Source organism: Lysinibacillus sp. NPDC094403 (assembly GCF_050278745.1).
GTDB lineage: Bacteria > Bacillota > Bacilli > Bacillales_A > Planococcaceae > Lysinibacillus.
The window spans coordinates 324,414-343,725 of record NZ_JBNNTL010000001.1 but is presented as its reverse complement, the minus strand read 5'-3'; the positions used below and the strand labels follow the sequence as shown (position 1 = coordinate 343,725).

General features: G+C 36.8%; 25 protein-coding genes. 8 read left to right on the top strand and 17 right to left on the bottom strand.

What is annotated here, in order from left to right:
- Positions 1-25: 25 nt before the first annotated feature.
- The 5 genes from brnQ to ACQKMV_RS01505 all read right to left on the bottom strand — a co-directional run bounded on the left by brnQ (position 26) and on the right by ACQKMV_RS01505 (position 4,585).
- Positions 26-1,336 (bottom strand): branched-chain amino acid transport system II carrier protein, encoded by a 1,311-nt coding sequence (gene brnQ, locus ACQKMV_RS01525; protein ID WP_427502077.1) that lies wholly within the window; start codon positions 1,334-1,336, stop codon positions 26-28.
- A 50-nt stretch (positions 1,337-1,386) separates the two neighbouring features.
- Positions 1,387-1,998, bottom strand: a complete 612-nt coding sequence (locus ACQKMV_RS01520) for a GntR family transcriptional regulator (RefSeq protein ID WP_427502076.1) — start codon at positions 1,996-1,998, stop codon at positions 1,387-1,389.
- Positions 1,999-2,842: 844 nt separating this feature from the next.
- Entirely contained in the window at positions 2,843-3,460 is a 618-nt protein-coding gene (locus ACQKMV_RS01515) for a thermonuclease family protein (protein ID WP_427502075.1), read from the bottom strand.
- Between the two features lie 208 nt (positions 3,461-3,668).
- Positions 3,669-3,908 (bottom strand): hypothetical protein, encoded by a 240-nt coding sequence (locus ACQKMV_RS01510; protein ID WP_427502074.1) that lies wholly within the window; start codon positions 3,906-3,908, stop codon positions 3,669-3,671.
- 95 nt (positions 3,909-4,003) lie between these two features.
- The gene (locus tag ACQKMV_RS01505; protein WP_427423552.1) at positions 4,004-4,585 is read right to left on the bottom strand and encodes a phosphatidylglycerophosphatase A family protein; all 582 of its coding nucleotides are present in this window, start codon (positions 4,583-4,585) and stop codon (positions 4,004-4,006) included.
- A gap of 112 nt (positions 4,586-4,697) precedes the next feature.
- Here ACQKMV_RS01505 and ACQKMV_RS01500 point away from each other — a divergent pair, with 112 nt between their 5' ends.
- The 3 genes from ACQKMV_RS01500 (at position 4,698) to ACQKMV_RS01490 (ending at position 6,446) form a co-directional block, all read left to right on the top strand.
- Complete coding sequence (locus ACQKMV_RS01500) at positions 4,698-5,417, top strand: alpha/beta hydrolase (RefSeq protein WP_427502073.1); 720 nt, start codon at positions 4,698-4,700, stop codon at positions 5,415-5,417.
- Between the two features lie 81 nt (positions 5,418-5,498).
- A complete protein-coding gene (locus ACQKMV_RS01495; RefSeq protein ID WP_427502072.1) occupies positions 5,499-6,014 on the top strand; it encodes a YjcG family protein in 516 nt (171 codons plus the stop codon).
- Between the two features lie 3 nt (positions 6,015-6,017).
- On the top strand, positions 6,018-6,446 hold the full coding sequence (locus ACQKMV_RS01490) for a GNAT family N-acetyltransferase (protein ID WP_427502071.1): 429 nt from the start codon (positions 6,018-6,020) through the stop codon (positions 6,444-6,446).
- Positions 6,447-6,735: 289 nt separating this feature from the next.
- Here the strand turns inward: ACQKMV_RS01490 and ACQKMV_RS01485 are convergent, their stop codons facing one another.
- From ACQKMV_RS01485 to ACQKMV_RS01460, 6 genes are all read right to left on the bottom strand, one after another.
- Positions 6,736-6,984, bottom strand: a complete 249-nt coding sequence (locus tag ACQKMV_RS01485) for a stage VI sporulation protein F (RefSeq protein ID WP_337991518.1) — start codon at positions 6,982-6,984, stop codon at positions 6,736-6,738.
- Positions 6,985-7,391: 407 nt separating this feature from the next.
- A complete protein-coding gene (locus tag ACQKMV_RS01480) occupies positions 7,392-7,583 on the bottom strand; it encodes a YjcZ family sporulation protein (RefSeq protein WP_427502070.1) in 192 nt (63 codons plus the stop codon).
- Between the two features lie 65 nt (positions 7,584-7,648).
- On the bottom strand, positions 7,649-8,008 hold the full coding sequence (spoVAE, locus tag ACQKMV_RS01475; protein ID WP_427423924.1) for a stage V sporulation protein AE: 360 nt from the start codon (positions 8,006-8,008) through the stop codon (positions 7,649-7,651).
- Positions 8,009-8,024: 16 nt separating this feature from the next.
- A complete protein-coding gene (locus ACQKMV_RS01470) occupies positions 8,025-9,020 on the bottom strand; it encodes a stage V sporulation protein AD (RefSeq protein ID WP_427502069.1) in 996 nt (331 codons plus the stop codon).
- A complete protein-coding gene (spoVAC, locus tag ACQKMV_RS01465) occupies positions 9,014-9,469 on the bottom strand; it encodes a stage V sporulation protein AC (protein WP_427502068.1) in 456 nt (151 codons plus the stop codon). The genes ACQKMV_RS01470 and spoVAC overlap by 7 nt, the downstream gene beginning before the upstream one ends.
- Positions 9,469-9,873, bottom strand: a complete 405-nt coding sequence (locus ACQKMV_RS01460; protein WP_427502067.1) for a YhcN/YlaJ family sporulation lipoprotein — start codon at positions 9,871-9,873, stop codon at positions 9,469-9,471. Before ACQKMV_RS01460 ends, spoVAC begins: the two co-directional genes overlap by 1 nt.
- Before the next feature lie 133 nt (positions 9,874-10,006).
- On the opposite strand from ACQKMV_RS01460, the gene ACQKMV_RS01455 reads away from it, so the two are divergent.
- A complete protein-coding gene (locus ACQKMV_RS01455; RefSeq protein WP_427502066.1) occupies positions 10,007-10,531 on the top strand; it encodes a CotY/CotZ family spore coat protein in 525 nt (174 codons plus the stop codon).
- A 65-nt stretch (positions 10,532-10,596) separates the two neighbouring features.
- Here ACQKMV_RS01455 and ACQKMV_RS01450 read toward each other — a convergent pair whose 3' ends face one another.
- The 6 genes from ACQKMV_RS01450 to ACQKMV_RS01425 form a co-directional block, all read right to left on the bottom strand.
- Complete coding sequence (locus ACQKMV_RS01450; RefSeq protein WP_427502065.1) at positions 10,597-10,995, bottom strand: hypothetical protein; 399 nt, start codon at positions 10,993-10,995, stop codon at positions 10,597-10,599.
- Between the two features lie 52 nt (positions 10,996-11,047).
- Positions 11,048-12,424, bottom strand: a complete 1,377-nt coding sequence (mgtE, locus tag ACQKMV_RS01445; protein ID WP_427502064.1) for a magnesium transporter — start codon at positions 12,422-12,424, stop codon at positions 11,048-11,050.
- A 693-nt stretch (positions 12,425-13,117) separates the two neighbouring features.
- Positions 13,118-14,026, bottom strand: a complete 909-nt coding sequence (locus ACQKMV_RS01440) for an RluA family pseudouridine synthase (RefSeq protein ID WP_427502492.1) — start codon at positions 14,024-14,026, stop codon at positions 13,118-13,120.
- A gap of 1 nt (position 14,027) precedes the next feature.
- Positions 14,028-14,822: an NAD kinase gene (locus ACQKMV_RS01435; protein WP_427502063.1), complete on the bottom strand. Its 795-nt coding sequence runs from the start codon at positions 14,820-14,822 to the stop codon at positions 14,028-14,030.
- On the bottom strand, positions 14,819-15,490 hold the full coding sequence (locus tag ACQKMV_RS01430) for a GTP pyrophosphokinase (RefSeq protein ID WP_427502062.1): 672 nt from the start codon (positions 15,488-15,490) through the stop codon (positions 14,819-14,821). Before ACQKMV_RS01430 ends, ACQKMV_RS01435 begins: the two co-directional genes overlap by 4 nt.
- 62 nt (positions 15,491-15,552) lie before the next feature.
- The gene (locus ACQKMV_RS01425) at positions 15,553-15,936 is read right to left on the bottom strand and encodes a hypothetical protein (protein WP_427502061.1); all 384 of its coding nucleotides are present in this window, start codon (positions 15,934-15,936) and stop codon (positions 15,553-15,555) included.
- Positions 15,937-16,289: 353 nt separating this feature from the next.
- On the opposite strand from ACQKMV_RS01425, the gene ACQKMV_RS01420 reads away from it, so the two are divergent.
- From ACQKMV_RS01420 to ACQKMV_RS01405, 4 genes are all read left to right on the top strand, one after another.
- Positions 16,290-16,880, top strand: coding sequence for a CYTH domain-containing protein (locus ACQKMV_RS01420; protein ID WP_427502060.1), 591 nt, complete (start codon positions 16,290-16,292; stop codon positions 16,878-16,880).
- 166 nt (positions 16,881-17,046) lie between these two features.
- Positions 17,047-17,835, top strand: coding sequence for a lytic transglycosylase domain-containing protein (locus ACQKMV_RS01415; protein ID WP_427502059.1), 789 nt, complete (start codon positions 17,047-17,049; stop codon positions 17,833-17,835).
- Between the two features lie 216 nt (positions 17,836-18,051).
- Positions 18,052-18,459: a globin gene (locus ACQKMV_RS01410; RefSeq protein WP_049668151.1), complete on the top strand. Its 408-nt coding sequence runs from the start codon at positions 18,052-18,054 to the stop codon at positions 18,457-18,459.
- Positions 18,452-19,261, top strand: coding sequence for a DsbA family protein (locus ACQKMV_RS01405; RefSeq protein WP_427502058.1), 810 nt, complete (start codon positions 18,452-18,454; stop codon positions 19,259-19,261). The genes ACQKMV_RS01410 and ACQKMV_RS01405 overlap by 8 nt, the downstream gene beginning before the upstream one ends.
- Positions 19,262-19,312 lie beyond the last annotated feature (51 nt).

Here is a 19,312-nt window from a genome sequence, read left to right as displayed (position 1 = left end):
TCCTTCTTTCAATTTGATATGTAAATTATGCTGCAATAATATCGCTAGGCTTTTTAATGAATATTTTGTAAATGATAGTTCCCGCAATAAATCCTACGATCGCTGGTATCAACCATGTGAAACCTTGCGAACTGAATGGTATGTTTGCCACAAATGAGTTAAAGACATCTGATTTAATACCCATTGCATTAAATGCATCATTTAAACTAAATATGAATGTAAAACATGCTGTTCCAATATAAGACCCTCTATTTGGTATATACTTTCTACACAATCCTAAAATAACGAGTATAATCGAAATTGGGTACAGAGCAAGGAAGATAGGTGCAGCCGCTGAAATAAGTGCATCCACTTTAACATTTGCAAAAATTGCACTTATTATTGTATTAATAGCCACCCAAACAGTATAAGGAATTTTATTCTTTGTTAGGTCTGTCAAGAAGTCACTAGTTGCACTTGTTAATCCGATTGCTGTAACCACGCAAGCTAGTAAAACACATAGTGCAAGTAGTGTCAGGCCACCTTGCCCCATCAATTTTTTCATCAACTCTACTAACAAACTAGTTCTTTCAATATTATTGTTTGAAATTACTTGGCTACCGGATGCTCCAAGGTAGAGCAATCCTCCATAAATTACGAAAAGCCCAAGACCAGCAATGGCAGAAACATATATTGTAACTTTCTTTAATTCTTTTCCAGCGTATCCTTTGGCACGGATTGCTGCGATGATAATATTTGAAACGAGCAACCCAGTCAATACATCGGCTGTTTGATAGGACTGAACAAAGGCGTTCAAAAATGGTTGCGATAAATTTGTTGAAATTGGATTCCCAATAGGAGAAAAAATGGCAACAGCAACGATAACTAGCAGCAATCCAAATTTAAAAGGTGTGAAAAATTTCCCAATTGTATCAATAACCTTTGCTTTGTTAGCAGAAACTAAAAACACAATAGCAAAGAAAATGATGCTGAACAAGACTGTAGAAAAATTAGGAAAAAACGGTTGAATAGCAACTTCATAACTAGTTCCAGCAGTTCGCGGAACATTGATGAAAGTTCCAATGACTATCATGATGAGTGTACAAAACACCTTATAAAACCAAGGTGCTATTGGCTTAGTTAAGTCAGCGAATGTTCCTCCGCTGTTTGATACAGCTACAATTCCTAATACCGGTAAAATTACACCTGTAAGTGTCATACCAAGTAACGCCGGTACCCATTCTGTTCCCGATGTAAAACCAATAAAGGGTGGGAAAATAAGATTTCCTGCTCCAAAAAATATTGCAAATGTGGCAAATCCAATAATAATACTGTCCATTAAAGTTTTATTCTTCATAATTCGCTCCTAGGTTAACAATTTCGATGAAAACTCCAAAAATTCAAAATCTATCCATTTACAATATGTGTTTCTAACTCTTTAATCGCTTGTCTAATGTCTTTAGATTTAATTGCCTCTATTATTTTTTCATGTTCCTTTATATATCTAGAAATTGGATATTCTTTTCTGCGAAAATAATACGGGTTACTAAATAATCTTTCTCGAATATTAGTAAGTGTTTGAATAAATAAGGAGTTTCCATAAACTTCAGTAAGCTGAAGATGAAAAGCAGAGTCCAATTTCAAAAATTGAAATATATCATTGTGTTCTACACACTTTTTCTGTTCTTGAATGATTTCCTCAAGTATCTCAATTTGTTCCTCAGTCACCAATTCAACTATTTTTGGTATGACAAAAGTTTCTAACGCCAATCGCAGTTCATACATTTCTTCTAGTTCATGAACATTCAGTCCTAAAATTTGAATGCCATGATTTGAAATAATTTTTACAAACCCTTCATTTTGTAACCTTTGTAAAGCAGTCATTATCGGTGTTCTACTTATTCCAAGTTCAGCCGCTAACTGATTTTGGGAAGTGAAACCGCTTTCTAAAAAGTCCCCTCTAATAATTTTGTTTTTAATTTCATGATACGCTGTTTCTTGAAGTGTTGTTCCTTTCAAAGAAAATCCCTCCCTAACTTACATTCAACTTACATGTCGGTTGAATGTAAGTTGAATTTTATAGTACTCTGAATATTAGGAAATGTAAATGTTTTTTTAGTAGGAATACTATCCAACTCAGTAGAAGACATTTAAGCAAATTGAGGAATATAATTGTCTTTTTAATATAAACGGTTTCTGGAAGGTACTTCAGAATCTTATTTAAGTGATAATTCCAATATTATTTAAAGGAGGGAATAGTATATGAAAATATAGCTGTATTAGTTAATATTTTTACCACAATCATGCTAGAAATAAGAATTGGAAATTAAGTGATTTTAAAAATTGTTCTAAATCTCTTGAGGAACTAATTAAAGTTGCAGTTTGGGAGACGTGAGCCACGTGTGAATAGAGACAGGCATCAGTTCAGTATTTTTAAAAGTAGAGCAAAGCTTTTATTAAGTATTGTTTTTTACTTTTTCTGAAGAAACTTATTTTCATGGCAGTTACATAAATTCAATTGTAATAACAGTTACAATGGCAAACATGGCATCAGGCATAGATAGCAAAATTTTAATTGTATTCATGTGCTAAACGAATTAACTCAATACCTAAACCAATTAGTGCAAAAAAAAGCGATTTTATTAAACTTGATTTACCTATTCGATTACTATTACTTACAAGTAGATTAACACTTTGAGCAAATTCAAACTTATTAATGCTTATTACTATAAAATCATAGAAAATTAAATTAATGATTTTCATACTTCACTTTATTTACTACTATAAATTTTGAATAAAGAAAGGACCGCCCTCAAAAGGCATTTTTCATTGCCTTCTGGGACCGTCCCTTGATTGATAACCTTTATTTTAATACTTCCGGATGGAAACCATCTTTTTGGAAGTAATTTTGGTGTGACCAAATATTTAATTTTGCTTTTTCTGCATCTTGTTGGATGTCTCTAAATTCATCTTCAAACGTATTGTTTGGTTTATGGATAAAACGTACTGCTGCAAGTCCTTCTTTTAGTAATGATTCCTGCAACATTACATCATCAACAAAGACATAGGCTAATAAGCGATCATAGTTATCTGTTTCTGGTCCAACATCGTAAACCGCCTCAATCTTTTTGGCGTGTTCTAACAATTTAATCGTATAATCTCTCGCCTCTTTAGCATAAGGCTGTGCTTCACCTTTGTTATAATTCATTTCAGGTGTATCTACCATCAATAGGCGAATTTTTTGTTTCTTGCCATTTATTGTCGCCTGAATTGTATCACCATCATAGGCTTTAATATAATCTACATCAAAGCGTTTATTTCCTGTTTTTCCTTCAACCTGTTCAATAGAAATAGTACCATGCTGGTTAGTCGATGTTGCATCCTTTTCTTGGGCTGGTGATCTGCCAAAAATCATATACAATGCAACAGCAAGAATGATTGTACCACTCGTAATTAACGTTTTTATATCTTGCATTTTCATGTAGTAGGTCCCTCACAATTAATCATCTTTATTACACTTTAAGGAAGCTTCTAAAAGAATACTTAGCTCATCAAAAACCCTTTAAAGTTTCACGATGTTTCTATTGTAAAATATCAGGCTACTACATTCAAGCTATGTAGATGCAATAGCACCCCAATGATTTTGAGATACTTCAACGAGCTGACTATTTTCTATCTCATAGTATGTCCTATTTTATACATCGGTATGAGTATACAAAACAATCGGCTAAGCATACTAGAAAGCAGGGGAAACTACGATGAATGCCGATCGCTGGTAAAATGCCGAGAATCGCTGATAACATCATGAAAATCGCTGATAAAATACCAAGAATCGCTGATAACATCATGAGAATCGCCGGTAAAATGCCAAGAATCGCTGATAACATCATGAAAATCGCTGGTAAAATGCCAAGAATCGCTGATAACATTTGGAGAATCGCCGGTAGCATCACGAATCGCTAATAACACTAAAAACAGAGCCCTCGCATGCTTAGCGAAGGCTCTGTTATATATTAATACTATGTTAAATCTCATTATGTGATTTTGTTTTTGGCCCTAGCTCTTCTGGCTCGATATCAGCAAATGTCTCGCCCTCTTCTTCCAAGTCACGCATACGATGTGCAATACGTGACGCGGCAGAAGCAGCGATACTGCCAACTAAATCATCTAAAAACGTATTTACATGATGGCCAGGTTCTGTATCCAACTTCTTAATAATACCGATTTTTTGCTTATCTAAATGTCCGAAAGTTGTTACCGCTATGCTACCATATGTAAAAACAGATCCAAGTGCGATTGTTTCATCCACACCAAATAAACCCTCATCGGATTCTATTATTTGCTGTAATGGTGCCGATAATAACTTTTTCTCTGCAAGTTCATCTAATTCTATTCCTACTAATAAAGCATGTTGAACTTCACGCTTACGTAATACACGCTCTACAGAATGAACACAGTGGTCTAATGTTAAACCTTCATTATAGGATTTTTGCATTTCATAAACGATTTTAGCAATATCCTCTAGCGATACACCACGACGAATGAGTGCAGCTTGGGCTGCCTTCGCTACTTCATCAGAGTGTATGCGAATACTTTTATCATGCATAACTAACCCTCATTTCGATTTTATTGCTAGAATAGTGCTAGCCCAACCTATTATACCTTTACTTTAGCTATATGGTACAATTTTGTTACAAACATGAGAAGGAGTGTCATCATTGGATAAGGGAACTGTACAGGATTTAAAGTTCTATAGTGAAGCATTACAGGAGGAATTACAGCTCTATATTTATGTTCCTGCAAATTATTCTCCACTATATAAATATAATATTTTAATTGCATCAGATGGCAAAGATTATTTCCAGCTTGGGGGTATTACCAAACTTGCTGATGAACTTATTGATGACTATGAAATCGAAAATTTAATCATTGCATTCGTTCCTTATAAGGACATTAAGGATCGACGTCATAAATATATTCCAAGTGGAGAGCAACATGAAGCATACCTTCGTTTTTTAGCACATGAGCTTGTGCCATATTTAGACGCTGAATATGCAACATATCAAATGGGAATGAGTCGTGGAGTTATTGGTGATTCAATGGCTGCAACCGCTTCTTTAATGGCCGCATTAAAATACCCAAGTATTTTTGGCAAGGTTATTTTACAATCACCATATGTTGACGAAGATGTTCTACAAACTGTAGAGAATTTTAAAGATCCAGGTGCAATCTCTATTTACCATATTGTTGGGAAAGAGGAAGATAAAGTTGTCACGATGGATAAAACAATTAAAGATTTTTTAACACCAAATCGTCAACTGCATAATCTCATGTTAAACAAAGGATTTTCTACATTTTATGAAGAATTTGATGGCAATCATACATGGAAATATTGGAAACCTGATTTACGTCGTGCATTAATTGAAAATTTCAATTAATATAGACGATTCAAATTACGAAATCGAAATTTTCTGTTATACTTAAATAAAAAATTGTTTATTTTCGGGAGGTAATGGCCTATGAAATACGGTATTGTGGCATTTCCATCAAAAAAATTGCAAGATTTAGCGAATACTTATCGCAAACGATACGATCCTCATTATGCGAAAATTACTCCGCACATAACATTAAAGGACAGCTTCGATGCAACGGAAGAAGATATTCAATCTATCGTAAAGCAATTAGATGAACTTGCTGCCAAATATGCACCTTTAAACATTCATGCATTACGCATAAGTTCATTTTTCCCTACAACAAATGCGATTTATTTCCGCATTGAATCAACCGAACAATTAACAGCAATCCACCAAACTCTAGAAGAAAAAGTACCTTTTGGTGAGACAAAACATGTATTTGTACCACATATTACGATTGCTCAAAAAATGACAGATTCCGAGCACGATGACATCTTTGGGCAATTACGTATGACAGGTGTTGATGAAAAAGATACAATTGATCGCATTCATCTTTTATACCAATTGGAAGACGGCTCGTGGACAACGTATGAAACTTTCCGATTGACTGGAGCTGAGTAATCTTTGTATAAAGTTAAGATTGTTGAAACAACAAAAGAACATGAGGATGCGTTTGTAGTCCGCAAACAAGTTTTTGTTGAAGAGCAAGGTGTGCCTCTTCATCTTGAGTGTGATGCTGAGGATGCATCCGCAACACATTTCATTATGTACGAAGGCAATGATCCTGTAGGTGCTGCACGTTTACGTAGCATCGAGGACGATGCTGTAAAAATTGAACGTGTCTGTATTTTACAAGATCAGCGAGGTAAAAAACTAGGTGCTTTAATTATGAAGGAAATGGAAAATCACGCCATTTCAATAAATAAGAAAAAACTTAAACTCAATGCACAAAGCTATGCTATTCCGTTTTATGAAAAGCTTGGCTATACTGCCACATCTCCTGAATTTATGGATGCTGGTATCCCACATCGTGCTATGGAAAAAACGATTTAACTTCTTTCAGTGGTTGTCCATACATCCGCTGAAATAGAAGAACTCAGTCTAAGAACGCCACGTCCTGTGGCAACGACTGAGTGACCAACTTCGTGTTGGCCTAATCACAAAGCCGATTCTAGACGCAACTATGCCGAGGCATAATCGATCAAGAAGGTGTTACGAAAATGCTAATGCATATCGTAACACCCTTTTTATTTCTCTACAATGCTTTAAAGGTTGATTTGTAAATGAAAATCCATTTAACCAACCTTATAGATATATTGCTTTAAATAGTAGATATATCATGTTATTTCATCATTTTAGTAATTTTATCTAAATCTAGTGAACTACCATCTTGAATAATAGATTGTACTAACTGATCTTCAAGCTCTTGCGTAATTTGTCTCTTGGACATTTTACTTACGCGCCGTACTATTTTTCTTACTTGTTTTTCATTTGTAAAATCAGCATGTTGAATTTCATTTGCTAATGCGAAAATTTCATCCATCGATACTCCAGTTTTTTGTTCAATCGAATTAAAAAATCCGCGATTCATGTTCCCCCTCCTATCAATTAAAATTTAAATTTATTTTTCACTGTTATTTCATTCACGAAACATTTGACAACTAGTGAAGGCTTTAAACTTTATTCAGATAATGGTGCACTCTGAAGAAAAGCTAAAGCCTCTATCTACTGTCACAATCAATTATGCCTCGGCATAATTGCGTTCAGAATCGGCTTTGTGCTTAGGCCTGCACGATGCAGGTCAGTTAGCCGTTATCGCATGGATGCGATGATTTTAGGCTAACATCCTCTAAGAACTCCTATCCGATTCCGTAACATCCGCCGGAGGCTTTAACTTCTTTCAGCAAATGTTTGGACATCCGCTGAAAAATAGCTAAACCCGCATTCTTCTCACCATCTATAAAGGTGGGAGACTTCTGCCGAAAGAAGTTAATCAAATTATATGCAAGCAGCACCGACAATGATCAGAAGAATGAATAGGACAACAATTAAGACAAAAGTTGAACTATGACCATGTCCGTAGCCATAGTAACCGCCATGGTGACCACCGTAGTAACCGCCATAGTCTCCTCCGTAACAACAATCAGCATGCCCTCCATACGTATGAGCACCCCAGCCTTGATATCCCATAAAAATACCCCTCCCTTCTACAACCTATAATATGTGTCGGTTGTAAAAATGGGTGGGGTATTCGTCTAATCGACATTTCCTTTTGGTTTAAATATTAATGCTCCTATAAAGCCAAAAACAATGGCAGCACTGATTCCAGAGCTTGTCACCTCAAACATCCCGGTTAATACACCTACAAGCCCATGTTTTTCCGCTTCAACAATTGCACCATGCGTTAAGGAATTTCCAAAAGATGTAATAGGAACAGTTGCACCAGCACCAGCAAAATTAATAAGTGGTTCATACAAACCCATCCCGGAAAGAATGGCACCAGCTACGACTAGAGTACTCAATGTATGTCCAGGTGTTAGTTTACCAAAATCCATTAATAATTGACCTATGGCGCAAATTATTCCTCCTACAAAAAATGCAAATACAAATGTCATAACCATAGATTTTGCCTCATTTCATTGTAATTTCAATCGCATGTGCCGTACATGGAATTGTCTCGCCTTGTTGAAATGTAAGCGGAGACAGCAATGCTCCTGTCGCCACAAGCAGTACTCGTTTATAGGTACCTGCTCGCATCTGTTGGATCACATAACTAAAAAAAACAGCTGCCGAGCAACCTGCACCACTCGCACCGGATTGGAATGTTTCATCCTGTCCATAAAACTCTGCGCCTGCATCACGTAAAGGTTTTAACTCCTCACTCTTTATGCCACTTTCAACAAACATTCCTTTTAGCAGTTTTAAGCCAAGTTGACCTAAATCACCTGTTAAAATTAAATCATAGTGGTAAATTTTTTGATTACGCTGCTCTAAATGTGATTGAATCGTCTGAAAAGCTGCTGGTGCCATCGCTGCGCCCATGTGAAAGGGATCATCCATACCATAATCAACGGATTTTCCAACAGTTGCTGCTTCAATAGAAGGATATTCCTCTTGATGTTTACCAATAAGAGCATAACCAGCAGCCGTTACCGTCCATTGAGCAGTTTGGGGCTTTTGTGAGCCATAATTGATTGGATAGCGGAATTGTCGCTCAACCGCATTGTGCTGACTAGAAGCACCAGCTAGCGATAAATTGGAGGCACCTACTTCTGTTAATAGGCTCGCAACAATTACTGAAGATATAGAGGTGGCACATGCTGAGAATAATCCGATAAAAGGAATGTCTAAGTCTCTGGCCGCAAAATTAGTTGGTGTCATTTGATTAACTAAATCGCCGCCCATAAAGTAATCAATGGCAGTATTTTCCACACCCGCTTTTTTCATGGCAAATTCACAGGCCTCTTGCACCATTTTTCGATGACCTTGTTCATTTGTTTTCATTTGCCAACGCTCATCATCGTAATTCGCATCAAAATATTGACTAAATATACTACGTTTCTCTAGTGGGCCAGCTACCACACCACCTGCTATTAAGGAAGGCTTCGATTGAAAGACAATTACCATGAAACCACTCCTATCGTTACAAGAATGAATTTAATAAGTGCAATAAAAAAGGCGGAGACAACACCAAATAATACAACTGACCCAGCTAATTTAAATAAATTTCCACCTACACCAAGTACTAATCCTTCAGATCTATGCTCAATAGCAGCAGAAATAACAGCATTACCAAACCCTGTAACAGGCACAGCCGATCCAGCTCCAGCAAACTGACCAATTTTCTTATATAAGCCAAAACCCGTTAAAATCATGGCGAAAAATATCATTGTTGAAACTGTTGGATTTCCGGCTGTTGCTTCGGTAAAATCAAAGAAAATTATATAAAAAAGCGATACGGCCTGCCCGATAAAACAAATAAGTCCACCTACTAGAAATGCCTTTGCAACATTCTTAAAATAGGGCGGTTTCGGCGTGACATTTTGTTCTAACTGTTGGTATTGTTCTTTTTCCATTACGTTTCCTCCTTTGCAAGCTTTTTCAATTTCTTAATTTTATCTTTCAGTTTATTATCTTCAACTTGATCCTTTTTTATTTTATTGGCTTCATAAAAAATTTTATAATCAGTCGAGACAAAAACATCTTTGTTTGGATATTTTTCATCAAATTTCTTTTGCAACTTTTTCTCTAATTTATCTTTTTTCCACTTATCCCATGGTTTAATTTGCACCGCTACAAGCATACTATTGTCATATTGTATAACCGTTGTTTTGTCTACAAAGTCCTCTTCTTTTAAAATGGCTTCAACTTCCTTTTCATTTTCCGGTGAACCATAGACAATAAATTTTTCTTTTTCACCGCAACCGCTTAAAAGCGTTAAACTGACTAATAGAGGTAACATCATTCCTGATAGCTTCAAGTTTTCCCCTCCTTTTCTTTAAAGTTTCTCCATACATAAAAAAACTATTCATTTGACTATATATACGAAAGCCCGAGTCCATTTTTCATAAGCACATATTGTAGAAGTAGTAACAAGGAAAGGAGGTGACGATATGGGTTGTGGCAAGCCAACAAATCCTATTGAACCAATCCATTCAGCAGGCTGCGTTTGTGACGTAGTACGCGCTATTTTAGACATTCAGAATCAAGCGGTGAGAGAAGAATGTCAACCATGTACAGCTAACTGTTTCTTAGAACCACTTGGAGGCATTGTAAGTCCTGCACGCTCTCAAGCAGATACACGTGTATTCATGTTAATTACAAAAGACGGTACTCCTTTTAAAGCATTTTTCAGTTCCCCAACAGCAGATCCATGTATATGTACATCAGTGTTTTTCCGTGTAGAAGATATGTTTGATGAGTGCTGCGCTACTTTGCGTGTTTTAGAGCCTTTATGTTCATTTGACTCCAGCGAAAGTACTGTAGATCTATTAAGTCGAGATGGCTGCTGTGTCAACATGAAAAAAATATGTAAAGTAGATGATTGGAATTCAACTGAGAGCTGTATCACTGTAGATTTATCATGCTTCTGCGCTGTACAATGTATTGCTGATGTTGACTTAGGGATTTGTGAATAGTCTTTTCTCCTTTGACACACTACACATAAAAAAAAGTGTACAGCATCCTCTGCTGTACACTTTTTTCATAAGGTAGGTAATTGTTTACCTCGCCATAATACTTGTTCTATGTCCTCAAAATATATAATCTCTTGTGTCTTCAATTCGAAAGAAGTAAGCATCAATGAATCGGTCTGTACATCAGATGCACTACCCCGTAATCTTCTACCATCCTTTAAACATATAACTAACGGTTGATAGGCTTTTTGTCGAAACGGCTTTTCTAAAAATTGAAGTTGCTTTAGTAAATACGGATCTATTTGTACTTCTTCAATCACTTCTTCTTTTTCTTCAATAGTTTCATTGAAATTGCCGTCCTTTATATACACTGACGTACTTTCTTCCAGATCAAGTTCATGTAGCACCTTAGAAATATTAAGAAAATATGATGGTGATTTTATAAACAAGCGTGGCTCTCGACCCACATTACTCACTTCCCTTTTTTCATACAATATGCAAAAGGAAGAAATTTGGTTCTCAGCCTATTTGGCTTAAGAACACTGTCGCCAAACCTAAGTAAATTAAAATACTGGTAATATCATTTAATGTTGTAATAAATGGACCTGACGCAACAGCTGGATCGATTTTCATGCGGTGCATTAGCAGTGGTATAAAAGAACCTGCAAGTGTTGCTACTAAAATAGAACCACAAAGCGCTGCTCCTACTAGCATTCCAAGAATAAGCTCTTGTTTCCAAATATAGACGATACCGATCACAATCAGTCCACAAACAATTCCAGACATTAAGCCTGTACCTGCTTCACGTAGTAGTAATTTTAGCTTGCTATGTTCTTCGACATCTCCTGTCGTAATGCCCCGAATAGCTACCGCCAGTGCCTGTGTTCCACTATTTCCAGAAGTACCTGAAATGAGAGGGATAAACACCGCGAGTAATGCAACATGTTCTAACGTTGCCTCAAAATGTCCAATTAAATTTGCTGTCAACATCCCTAAAAATAATAATATGACAAGCCATGGTAAACGCTTTTTAGCAGCTTGAAACGAGGTTGTATCAAATTTATCCATATCGGAAATACCCGCTAATTTAGAGTAATCTTCCGATGCTTCCTCATCAATAACGTCGATAATATCGTCGACTGTAATAATCCCTAGTAATTCTCCCTTATCGTCAATAACTGGTGTCGCTAAGAAGTTATAGTCCTTCATAATTTGAGCAACCTCTTCTTGGTCATCTCCTACGTGCACCATCACAACACGTTCATTCATAATCGAACGTATAAGGGTATCTTCATCAGCAATAATTAAATCGCGAAGCGTAATAACACCTGTTAATCGATGTGCTTCATCAACGACAAATATATAATAAATGGTTTCTGCATCTGGCGCTTCTTTCCTTAAAATCGCCATTGCTGAACGAACAGTAGAATTTTCTGGTATCGCTACATATTCAGTCGTCATGATAGAACCAGCTGTACCTTCGTCATATCTTAATAACTCATTAATCTCTTCAGCTGTTTCCTCATCCATCATGCCCAAATAGCTTTCACGTTGTTTCGTATCTAACTCATTTAAAACGTCTGCTGCATCATCTGCATACATATGAGAAAGCATTTCTGCACCATAAGACGGATCCATCTCAGCTAGATACGCTGTGTATTCATCATCATCTATTTCGATTGCCTCAAAAATATCAGCCATTTCCGTCGGAGACAAGAACGAATAGATAATCTTCCTTATATCAGGCTCCACCTTCTCATAAAACGTTGCCTGATCATATGGATGAAGCTCTAAAAACTCATCACGGAATGCGTTAATATCATGTGTTTCGAGCATTTCTCGCAAACGTGCCTCGTCGAATTGCACATCATTCTTTTCATTTCTTTCCTCTATCATGCTTGTCCCCTCCTTCCGAGCATTGAATCATTTGTACGGGCAATACCGTAAATCTACCTTATATATAATAGAGTGTATTGTGCCTTTTCTGCAAACCCTTTTTTTACTACTTAGCAATCTAATTGGATATATCTGTGGATGAATATTTTCTATTTTTCATCTTTGCTGAATAAAAAATGGATCATCAACAAAAGTTGGAGATGACATTTATTATAACGTATGAAATGGATATTAGTTGATTGGAGTGGAGACTGGGCGACTCCTTGGGGATCAGCGTCACAGATGAGACCCTGGAGCGAGCAAATAGAGGAACGAAGGCTAAGAACATCACATCCTGTGATAATGCCTTCGTGACCAACATCGTGTTGGCCTAAGCGGCTCATCGGACGCCCCCAGGAAGCTTTGCTCTGTGCGAAAGCGTAGTGCTAACGTAGCGGCAGCAACAAAGCGCCCAGTTGGAACGGAAATCAACCCCACATTGTGGTAATGAGCCTGAAAAATCCAATACTTTACTATATCCTACAATCACTTTTTGTTCTGTTAACGTGTTGTTAAGAAAAACTTATTACTTTTATAGAAAATAAAATGATAAAGAGATGCCCGTTTGTGCGAACATCTCCTTAAATTTATAACATGATTCAGTAATAGTTTTCATTCTTAGTGAACTAATGACTGTTTAGATAGTCTCGAACTTCAAACTAAGGAGTCATTTAATAATCGTTGCATATCTATGTTTAAGTTACTTGTGAATTGTAAACTCTCATCTGTCAAAGGATGAAGCATCTTTAAGGATACACAATGTAAGGCTTGTCTATTTATATACTCGCGACTTCCACCATAAAGTTCATCTCCAACAAGTGGATGTCCCACATAGGCCATATGCACACGAATTTGATGGGTGCGCCCTGTATGCAACTTTAGTTGTATATGGGTCATCGGTTCATTTTGTAAATAAAAGCGCCTTAAAATTGTCACGTCTGTATGCGCAAATTGTCCATCCTCACGCACCTCTCGCTCAATGATACTCGTCTCTTTGCGTCCAATAGGAGCAATAATAGATTGGATATCTTGTGCCACATGTCCATGTACTATTGCTTCATATTGTCGAGAAATCTCTCCACTGCGCTGCGCAAGTCCCGTTAAATGATGAATATGAGAATGTTTAGCAATGCATAACAAGCCAGAAGTATCACGATCAAGTCTCGTTACGATATGAGCAGTTGATGCTAGACCTTGCTGCTGAAAGTGACCGCACACTAGATTAGCTACGCTATGTGTCGGATGCTCTCGAGAAGGGATCGTACTCTGATGCGCTGGCTTATTCAGCACTAAAATAGCTTCATCCTCATAAATAATAGAAAGGTCACCATGTTCAATAGCGAGCCCTTCACTTTTTTCTTCAGGAGGGAATTTAACTTCAACACGATCTCCAACGTGAAGAGGATGCCTAACATTGCGTTCGACATCATTCACTGTCAGTAAGCCTCCATCAAATTTAATAGCTGTTAAAGCTCGCTTGGAGATACGCCATTCAGTTAAGGCCTCCCTCAGTAATTGGCCTTCCTTTTCCGCTCTAAAGTGCAGTGTAAACCTTGTATCCATTTTACTCATTTGCCACAAATGATTCATGTACTCGTTCCCAGAATGGGAATGGACGGAAACGTGCAAAACGTACTCTTTCATTTGCTACATTAAAAGCAATCGACTTCACATCGCCTTGCGTAACTTGTAAATGATCAACTGTCATATTAAAGTTTTGATCATTTACTGGACGTAAAACACAGTGATGGTGTGCTGGTAAAATGAGTGGTGAACCAACTGTACGGAAGACGCGGTTATTGATAGATGCTATTTCAGTAATTTGAAGTGCTGCTAAAGTTGGGTGAATAATCGCTCCACCGAGGGCTTTATTATAAGCTGTACTACCAGAAGGAGTTGACACACAAAGACCGTCTCCACGGAAACGTTCAAACTGATTGCCATTTAACTCCACATCCATAACAAGCGTGACATCTGGTGATTTCACAGTTGCTTCATTTAACGCTAAATACGTATTGGATTCTGCATTATAATGCTCCACCTTTACCTCTAGTAGTGGATACTCCACAACGTTAAAGTCCTTCTTAGCAATAGACAAAACAAGTTTTTCTAATTCAGACGGCTTCCAATCTGCATAAAATCCTAAATGCCCTGTATGGATACCTACAAAAGCAACCTGATCTAGCAAATGAGAATATCGATGAAAGGCATGTAATAATGTGCCATCTCCTCCAATGGAGACTACGATTTCAGGCGCTTCTTCATCATAAGTTAGCCCAAAATCCTGTAAATATGTTCTAGCTAGCTCCATTAATTCGTTCGACTGTGCATCTCTACGTGATTGAATGGAAAATTTCATTGCGTGTCACGCTCCTTCTCCGATAGTAAATTAGGATTCGATGCTTCTTTGTATTCACTAAAATATGCTTGCGCTTCTTGAATCTCACTGCGAATGGACGACATTTCCTCATCCAACCGGAAGGCAGCTTCTGCTGCACTTTGAAGGCGATTTTTTATTTCCTCGGGGAACATTCCCTTATATTTATAATTTAGTGAATGCTCAATAGATGCCCAGAAATTCATCGCTAATGTTCTTATTTGAATTTCAGCTAATACCATTTTTTTCCCTTGTATCGTCTCTACAGGGTATTCCACAATCATATGATATGAGCGATATCCACTTGGCTTATTATTTGCAATATAGTCACGCTCTTCAACTACACGCATATCTTTACGTTGACGTATTAGCTCCGTAACTGTTGAGATATCATCTACAAATTGACACATAATACGTAGGCCAGCGATATCACCTAGCTCATCACCTAGTTGTTTAGATGGCTCAAAGGCGAGTCCTTTTTCTAATGTTTTGTCATATATACTTGCTAAAGGCTTTACACGTCCCGTAACAAATTCAATTGGTGAATTTGCATTAACAATACCAAACTGCGAACGCATACCCTTTAATTTTACTTTTAATTCATCTACTGCTTGTTTATAAGGACTTAAAAATATTTCCCATTGTCCCATCACAAAAACCTCCCGACATTCGGTATCGAACAAAACCAACACCGTCTGTTCGTTTTGTCTTTTTATTCAGCAAGAATTGGCTTGAAGTGTTGTTCCACCTCTTGGACAAATTCCGCCCCATAATTGTAATTTCCTTCAATATTATACACGAGCATTTCCAATTCATCGTAAAAATTTGTAAGCTCAATAACTTCTTCACCTAACTGTAGCTTTGGATTTTGCTTTCTTTGCAAAATATGTACAAGTTGATCCCAACTACTCGGTGGAAAACGCAAGTAATGATAATTCTCTCCGGCATCAAGTAAATAAATAAATGCAAAGTCATCAGAATCTGCAATTAATTGTGCTGCAGGTTTTAACTGTAAATTTACTTCAATGTCGTTTAAACTAAAATGAAGTTGCTCGTTTTCAAAATTCAATGTTTCTATTGTATAAATTTTACGCACACGCGGTTCCCCTTTTCGTCTTACTCTTCCTCTTATTTTAGCATAGAGGGTAAATAGTTGCAGTGTGTAAATACTAAATCAATGAAATAACGAACTAAACTTTTTATCATAGCGTGTAGTTGATTTCCGTTCCGACTGGGCGCTTTCCTGGGGGCGTCCAGTCTCCACTACAATCAACCAATTTTGAGCTAATTTAAAAAGTACGTTAACTAACTATTCAGAAAATAATTAGGTTGACTTTTTCTATAAGATGTAACACAGCGTTGGTTACTTTGCGAAAAGTAAAAAATCATTTTAATCCTTTCTTTCTCTTAAGCAACAAACGTTAAAAAATTAAACAAACAGGTGAGCATATGGCACAACAACTTGAAATAGAATTTAAAAATCTCTTAACTAAACAACAATATGAATATTTATTGCAAGAATTCAACATTCCCGAAAATGCTATTCATCGTCAAAAAAATCATTATTTCGATACACCTTCTCAAGCTATTCGGAAACTACAAAGTGGGCTTCGTATTAGACAAATCGACAAATATTTTGAATGTACTTTAAAAGAAAAAAATGCAGAGCATGCACATTTAGAGACAACTGACGAATTAACTGCTGTGCAAGCTAAAAAAATGCTTGTTGGAGAAGGATTCTATGCCCAAGAAGTAGCTAAAAGACTGGCTCTATATAACATTCCTTTAGAAGAATTAGAAGTATTCGGTTCACTGACAACTGATCGTGTCGAAATTCCTTATAAGGATGGTCTTCTAGTATTCGATCATTCTTTCTATTTGCAGTGCGACGATTATGAGGTAGAATATGAATCAAAAGATGCAATAAAAGGAAATGCAATCTTCGACGAATTTCTACAGCAATATGGTATCGAAAAACGGGCTACAGATAAAAAAATCGCACGTTTTATGAAAGCATTACAAAAGAATAACACCATCTAATAGATCAATTATGCCTCGGCATAATTGCGTCCGGAGGCATTAGGCCAACGTGATGTTGATCACTCAGTCCTTGCCACAGGACATGCATTCTTAGACTGAGTTCCTCTATACCAGCGGATGTTGCTGAAATCATTTAAATAGTATAACAAGAAAGGATGACAATTCCTTGGATATCCAATCACTCAGAACTTTACTTGACATTCAAGCATTACAAACACTAGGATCTTCAGAAAATTCATCGTCAAACAATCTTACAGACAGTAATTCTATGTTTTCAAACATGATAAGCGAATTGCTAGGCGACTTAACTACTACTAATAAGGCAAAATTATCTAGTTTGCTTGGAGGTGTATCAAGCGCTTCGTCATACATGAACCAGCTTAGTAATTTAAATGGGTTATCTGAAAACATGCAAAATAATGCTTATCAAGCATTACTTTATAATGGTTCTAATTCCGTCTTCATACCTTCTGCTGTACAGGCAGCAATAGCAAACACACAATCTAGTACAAAACTCGACTCCTATGTTGCGGATAATGTAATAGGTTCAACAGCATATGCCAATTCATTAGCAGGTGCAAATCAATACGCTTCGATTATTCAAAAGGCTGCAGCTACATATAATGTGCCTGAAAAACTCATCGCGGCAGTGATTAAGCAAGAGTCTAATTTTAATTCAAATGTGGTTAGTCATGCTGGAGCACAAGGATTAATGCAATTAATGCCAAAAACTGCGCAATATTTAGGGGTTACAAACGCCTTTGATCCTGAGCAAAATATTATGGCAGGGGCCAAATATTTACGCCAATTACTAGATAAATTTGATAATGATCCTACATTAGCGTTAGCTGCTTATAACGCTGGAGCTTCACGCGTTACAAAATATGGTGGTGTTCCTCCTTTCAAAGAAACACAGAATTATGTCCAAAAAGTGATGAATTACTACACTGTTTAATCGCAAAATCACTGTTAATACCGTCTATTTCGGCAAATTTCACCCTCGTGGTGAAATTTGTGCTTTTCTGCGAAAAACATTTCAAAAGAGCGCTTTGTTTGTGTTAACGAAAAGACGTTGATAGAATGAAGGTAGTCACAAGAAATTCACATTTTAAAGATAGCCAAGTATAAACATATACTTTACGATATAAAGAATTAAAGGGGCATTTAACATATGAGTCGAAAATACACTGTTCCTTATGAGGAGCTGGGAGCTGAAAAGCTTTCAGAGCTAATCCATGCGTTCTATAAAAGAGTTGCTCAGCATCCTGATCTTATTCCAATCTTTCCGAAAGATTTGACAGAGACAGCTCGCAAGCAAATTCAATTTCAAACACAGTATTTAGGTGGACCAAATCTTTTTACTGAGGAGCATGGACATCCAATGATGCGTGCACGCCATATGAATTTTCCGATTACACCTGATCGTGCTCAAGCTTGGCTTGAATGCATGTCCGAAGCGATGGATGAAGTTGGGTTGGAAGGGAAATTCCGCGAAACTTATTATCAACGTTTAGTATTAACAGCTCATCACATGATTAATACACCAAATGACGATGAGGGGGAATTGTTACGTGAATAATATTCAAATGCTGCAAGAGCCAACTCCCGAGATTTTTACTGCCAATAAGCCTATTGAATTGTATATTTTCGTAGATCCACTTTGTCCTGAAGCTTTTAGTATGCAAGCCATTCTTCGTAGGTTACAGCTAGAGTACAACCATTACTTTACATGGCGTCTTGTACTAAGCACAGAGCTTGCCTCTTTGAATTGTTTAAGTAAGCGTGTAAAGGGATGTGTATCAGGTATTGAACTCGACATTAATCATCCTGTTTTACCATCTATCGCTATAAAAGCAGCCGAGTTACAGGGCAGACGTGCAGGAGCACGCTATTTGTCGAAACTACAAGAATATGTATTACTAAACCGTCAAGACGTCAATTCTTATGCTACATTGTTAAAAATTGCAGAAGATGTTCAATTAGATATGAATGAATTTTCTGCAGACTTCGGTTCTAAGGAAGCAGCACGTGCCTTCCAATGCGATTTATATATTAAACGTGAAATGGAAGTTGATGAAGTACCTAGCGTTGTATTTTTCAATGAATGTATTGAAGATGAGGGTCTTAAAGTTAGTGGTAACTATTCCTATGAAGTTTATGAACATATTTTACAAGAGATGTTGGATGAACAGCTTGTGCGTCAACCATTACCAACAATGGAAGAGCTATTTACAAGATTCCATACACTTTCAACAAATGAAGTAGCTTTTATCTATTCATTAACAGAACAAACAGCTGAACGTGAATTAAAGAAACGTATGCTGCAACAAAAGATTGAACGAATTCAGACAGATAACGTTACACTATGGCGTATAAAATAATGCAATTATACTATTATTCTAAGCTTTCAAGAATAAAAGCAAGTGAAGTTT

Excerpts from the sequence above, each read along its gene's own strand:
- ACQKMV_RS01430 (WP_427502062.1), bottom strand. The coding sequence starts at position 15,490 with ATGGGACAATGGGAAATATTTTTAAGTCCTTATAAACAAGCAGTAGAT.
- ACQKMV_RS01455 (WP_427502066.1), top strand. The coding sequence starts at position 10,007 with ATGGGTTGTGGCAAGCCAACAAATCCTATTGAACCAATCCATTCAGCA.
- brnQ (WP_427502077.1), bottom strand. The coding sequence starts at position 1,336 with ATGAAGAATAAAACTTTAATGGACAGTATTATTATTGGATTTGCCACA.
- ACQKMV_RS01435 (WP_427502063.1), bottom strand. The coding sequence starts at position 14,822 with ATGAAATTTTCCATTCAATCACGTAGAGATGCACAGTCGAACGAATTA.
- ACQKMV_RS01515 (WP_427502075.1), bottom strand. The coding sequence starts at position 3,460 with ATGAAAATGCAAGATATAAAAACGTTAATTACGAGTGGTACAATCATT.
- spoVAE (WP_427423924.1), bottom strand. The coding sequence starts at position 8,008 with ATGACATTTGTATTTGCATTTTTTGTAGGAGGAATAATTTGCGCCATA.
- ACQKMV_RS01480 (WP_427502070.1), bottom strand. The coding sequence starts at position 7,583 with ATGGGATATCAAGGCTGGGGTGCTCATACGTATGGAGGGCATGCTGAT.
- ACQKMV_RS01440 (WP_427502492.1), bottom strand. The coding sequence starts at position 14,026 with ATGGATACAAGGTTTACACTGCACTTTAGAGCGGAAAAGGAAGGCCAA.
- mgtE (WP_427502064.1), bottom strand. The coding sequence starts at position 12,424 with ATGATAGAGGAAAGAAATGAAAAGAATGATGTGCAATTCGACGAGGCA.
- ACQKMV_RS01410 (WP_049668151.1), top strand. The coding sequence starts at position 18,052 with ATGAGTCGAAAATACACTGTTCCTTATGAGGAGCTGGGAGCTGAAAAG.
- spoVAC (WP_427502068.1), bottom strand. The coding sequence starts at position 9,469 with ATGGAAAAAGAACAATACCAACAGTTAGAACAAAATGTCACGCCGAAA.
- ACQKMV_RS01495 (WP_427502072.1), top strand. The coding sequence starts at position 5,499 with ATGAAATACGGTATTGTGGCATTTCCATCAAAAAAATTGCAAGATTTA.
- ACQKMV_RS01505 (WP_427423552.1), bottom strand. The coding sequence starts at position 4,585 with ATGCATGATAAAAGTATTCGCATACACTCTGATGAAGTAGCGAAGGCA.
- ACQKMV_RS01510 (WP_427502074.1), bottom strand. The coding sequence starts at position 3,908 with ATGTTATCAGCGATTCTTGGCATTTTACCAGCGATTTTCATGATGTTA.
- ACQKMV_RS01470 (WP_427502069.1), bottom strand. The coding sequence starts at position 9,020 with ATGGTAATTGTCTTTCAATCGAAGCCTTCCTTAATAGCAGGTGGTGTG.
- ACQKMV_RS01420 (WP_427502060.1), top strand. The coding sequence starts at position 16,290 with ATGGCACAACAACTTGAAATAGAATTTAAAAATCTCTTAACTAAACAA.
- ACQKMV_RS01485 (WP_337991518.1), bottom strand. The coding sequence starts at position 6,984 with ATGAATCGCGGATTTTTTAATTCGATTGAACAAAAAACTGGAGTATCG.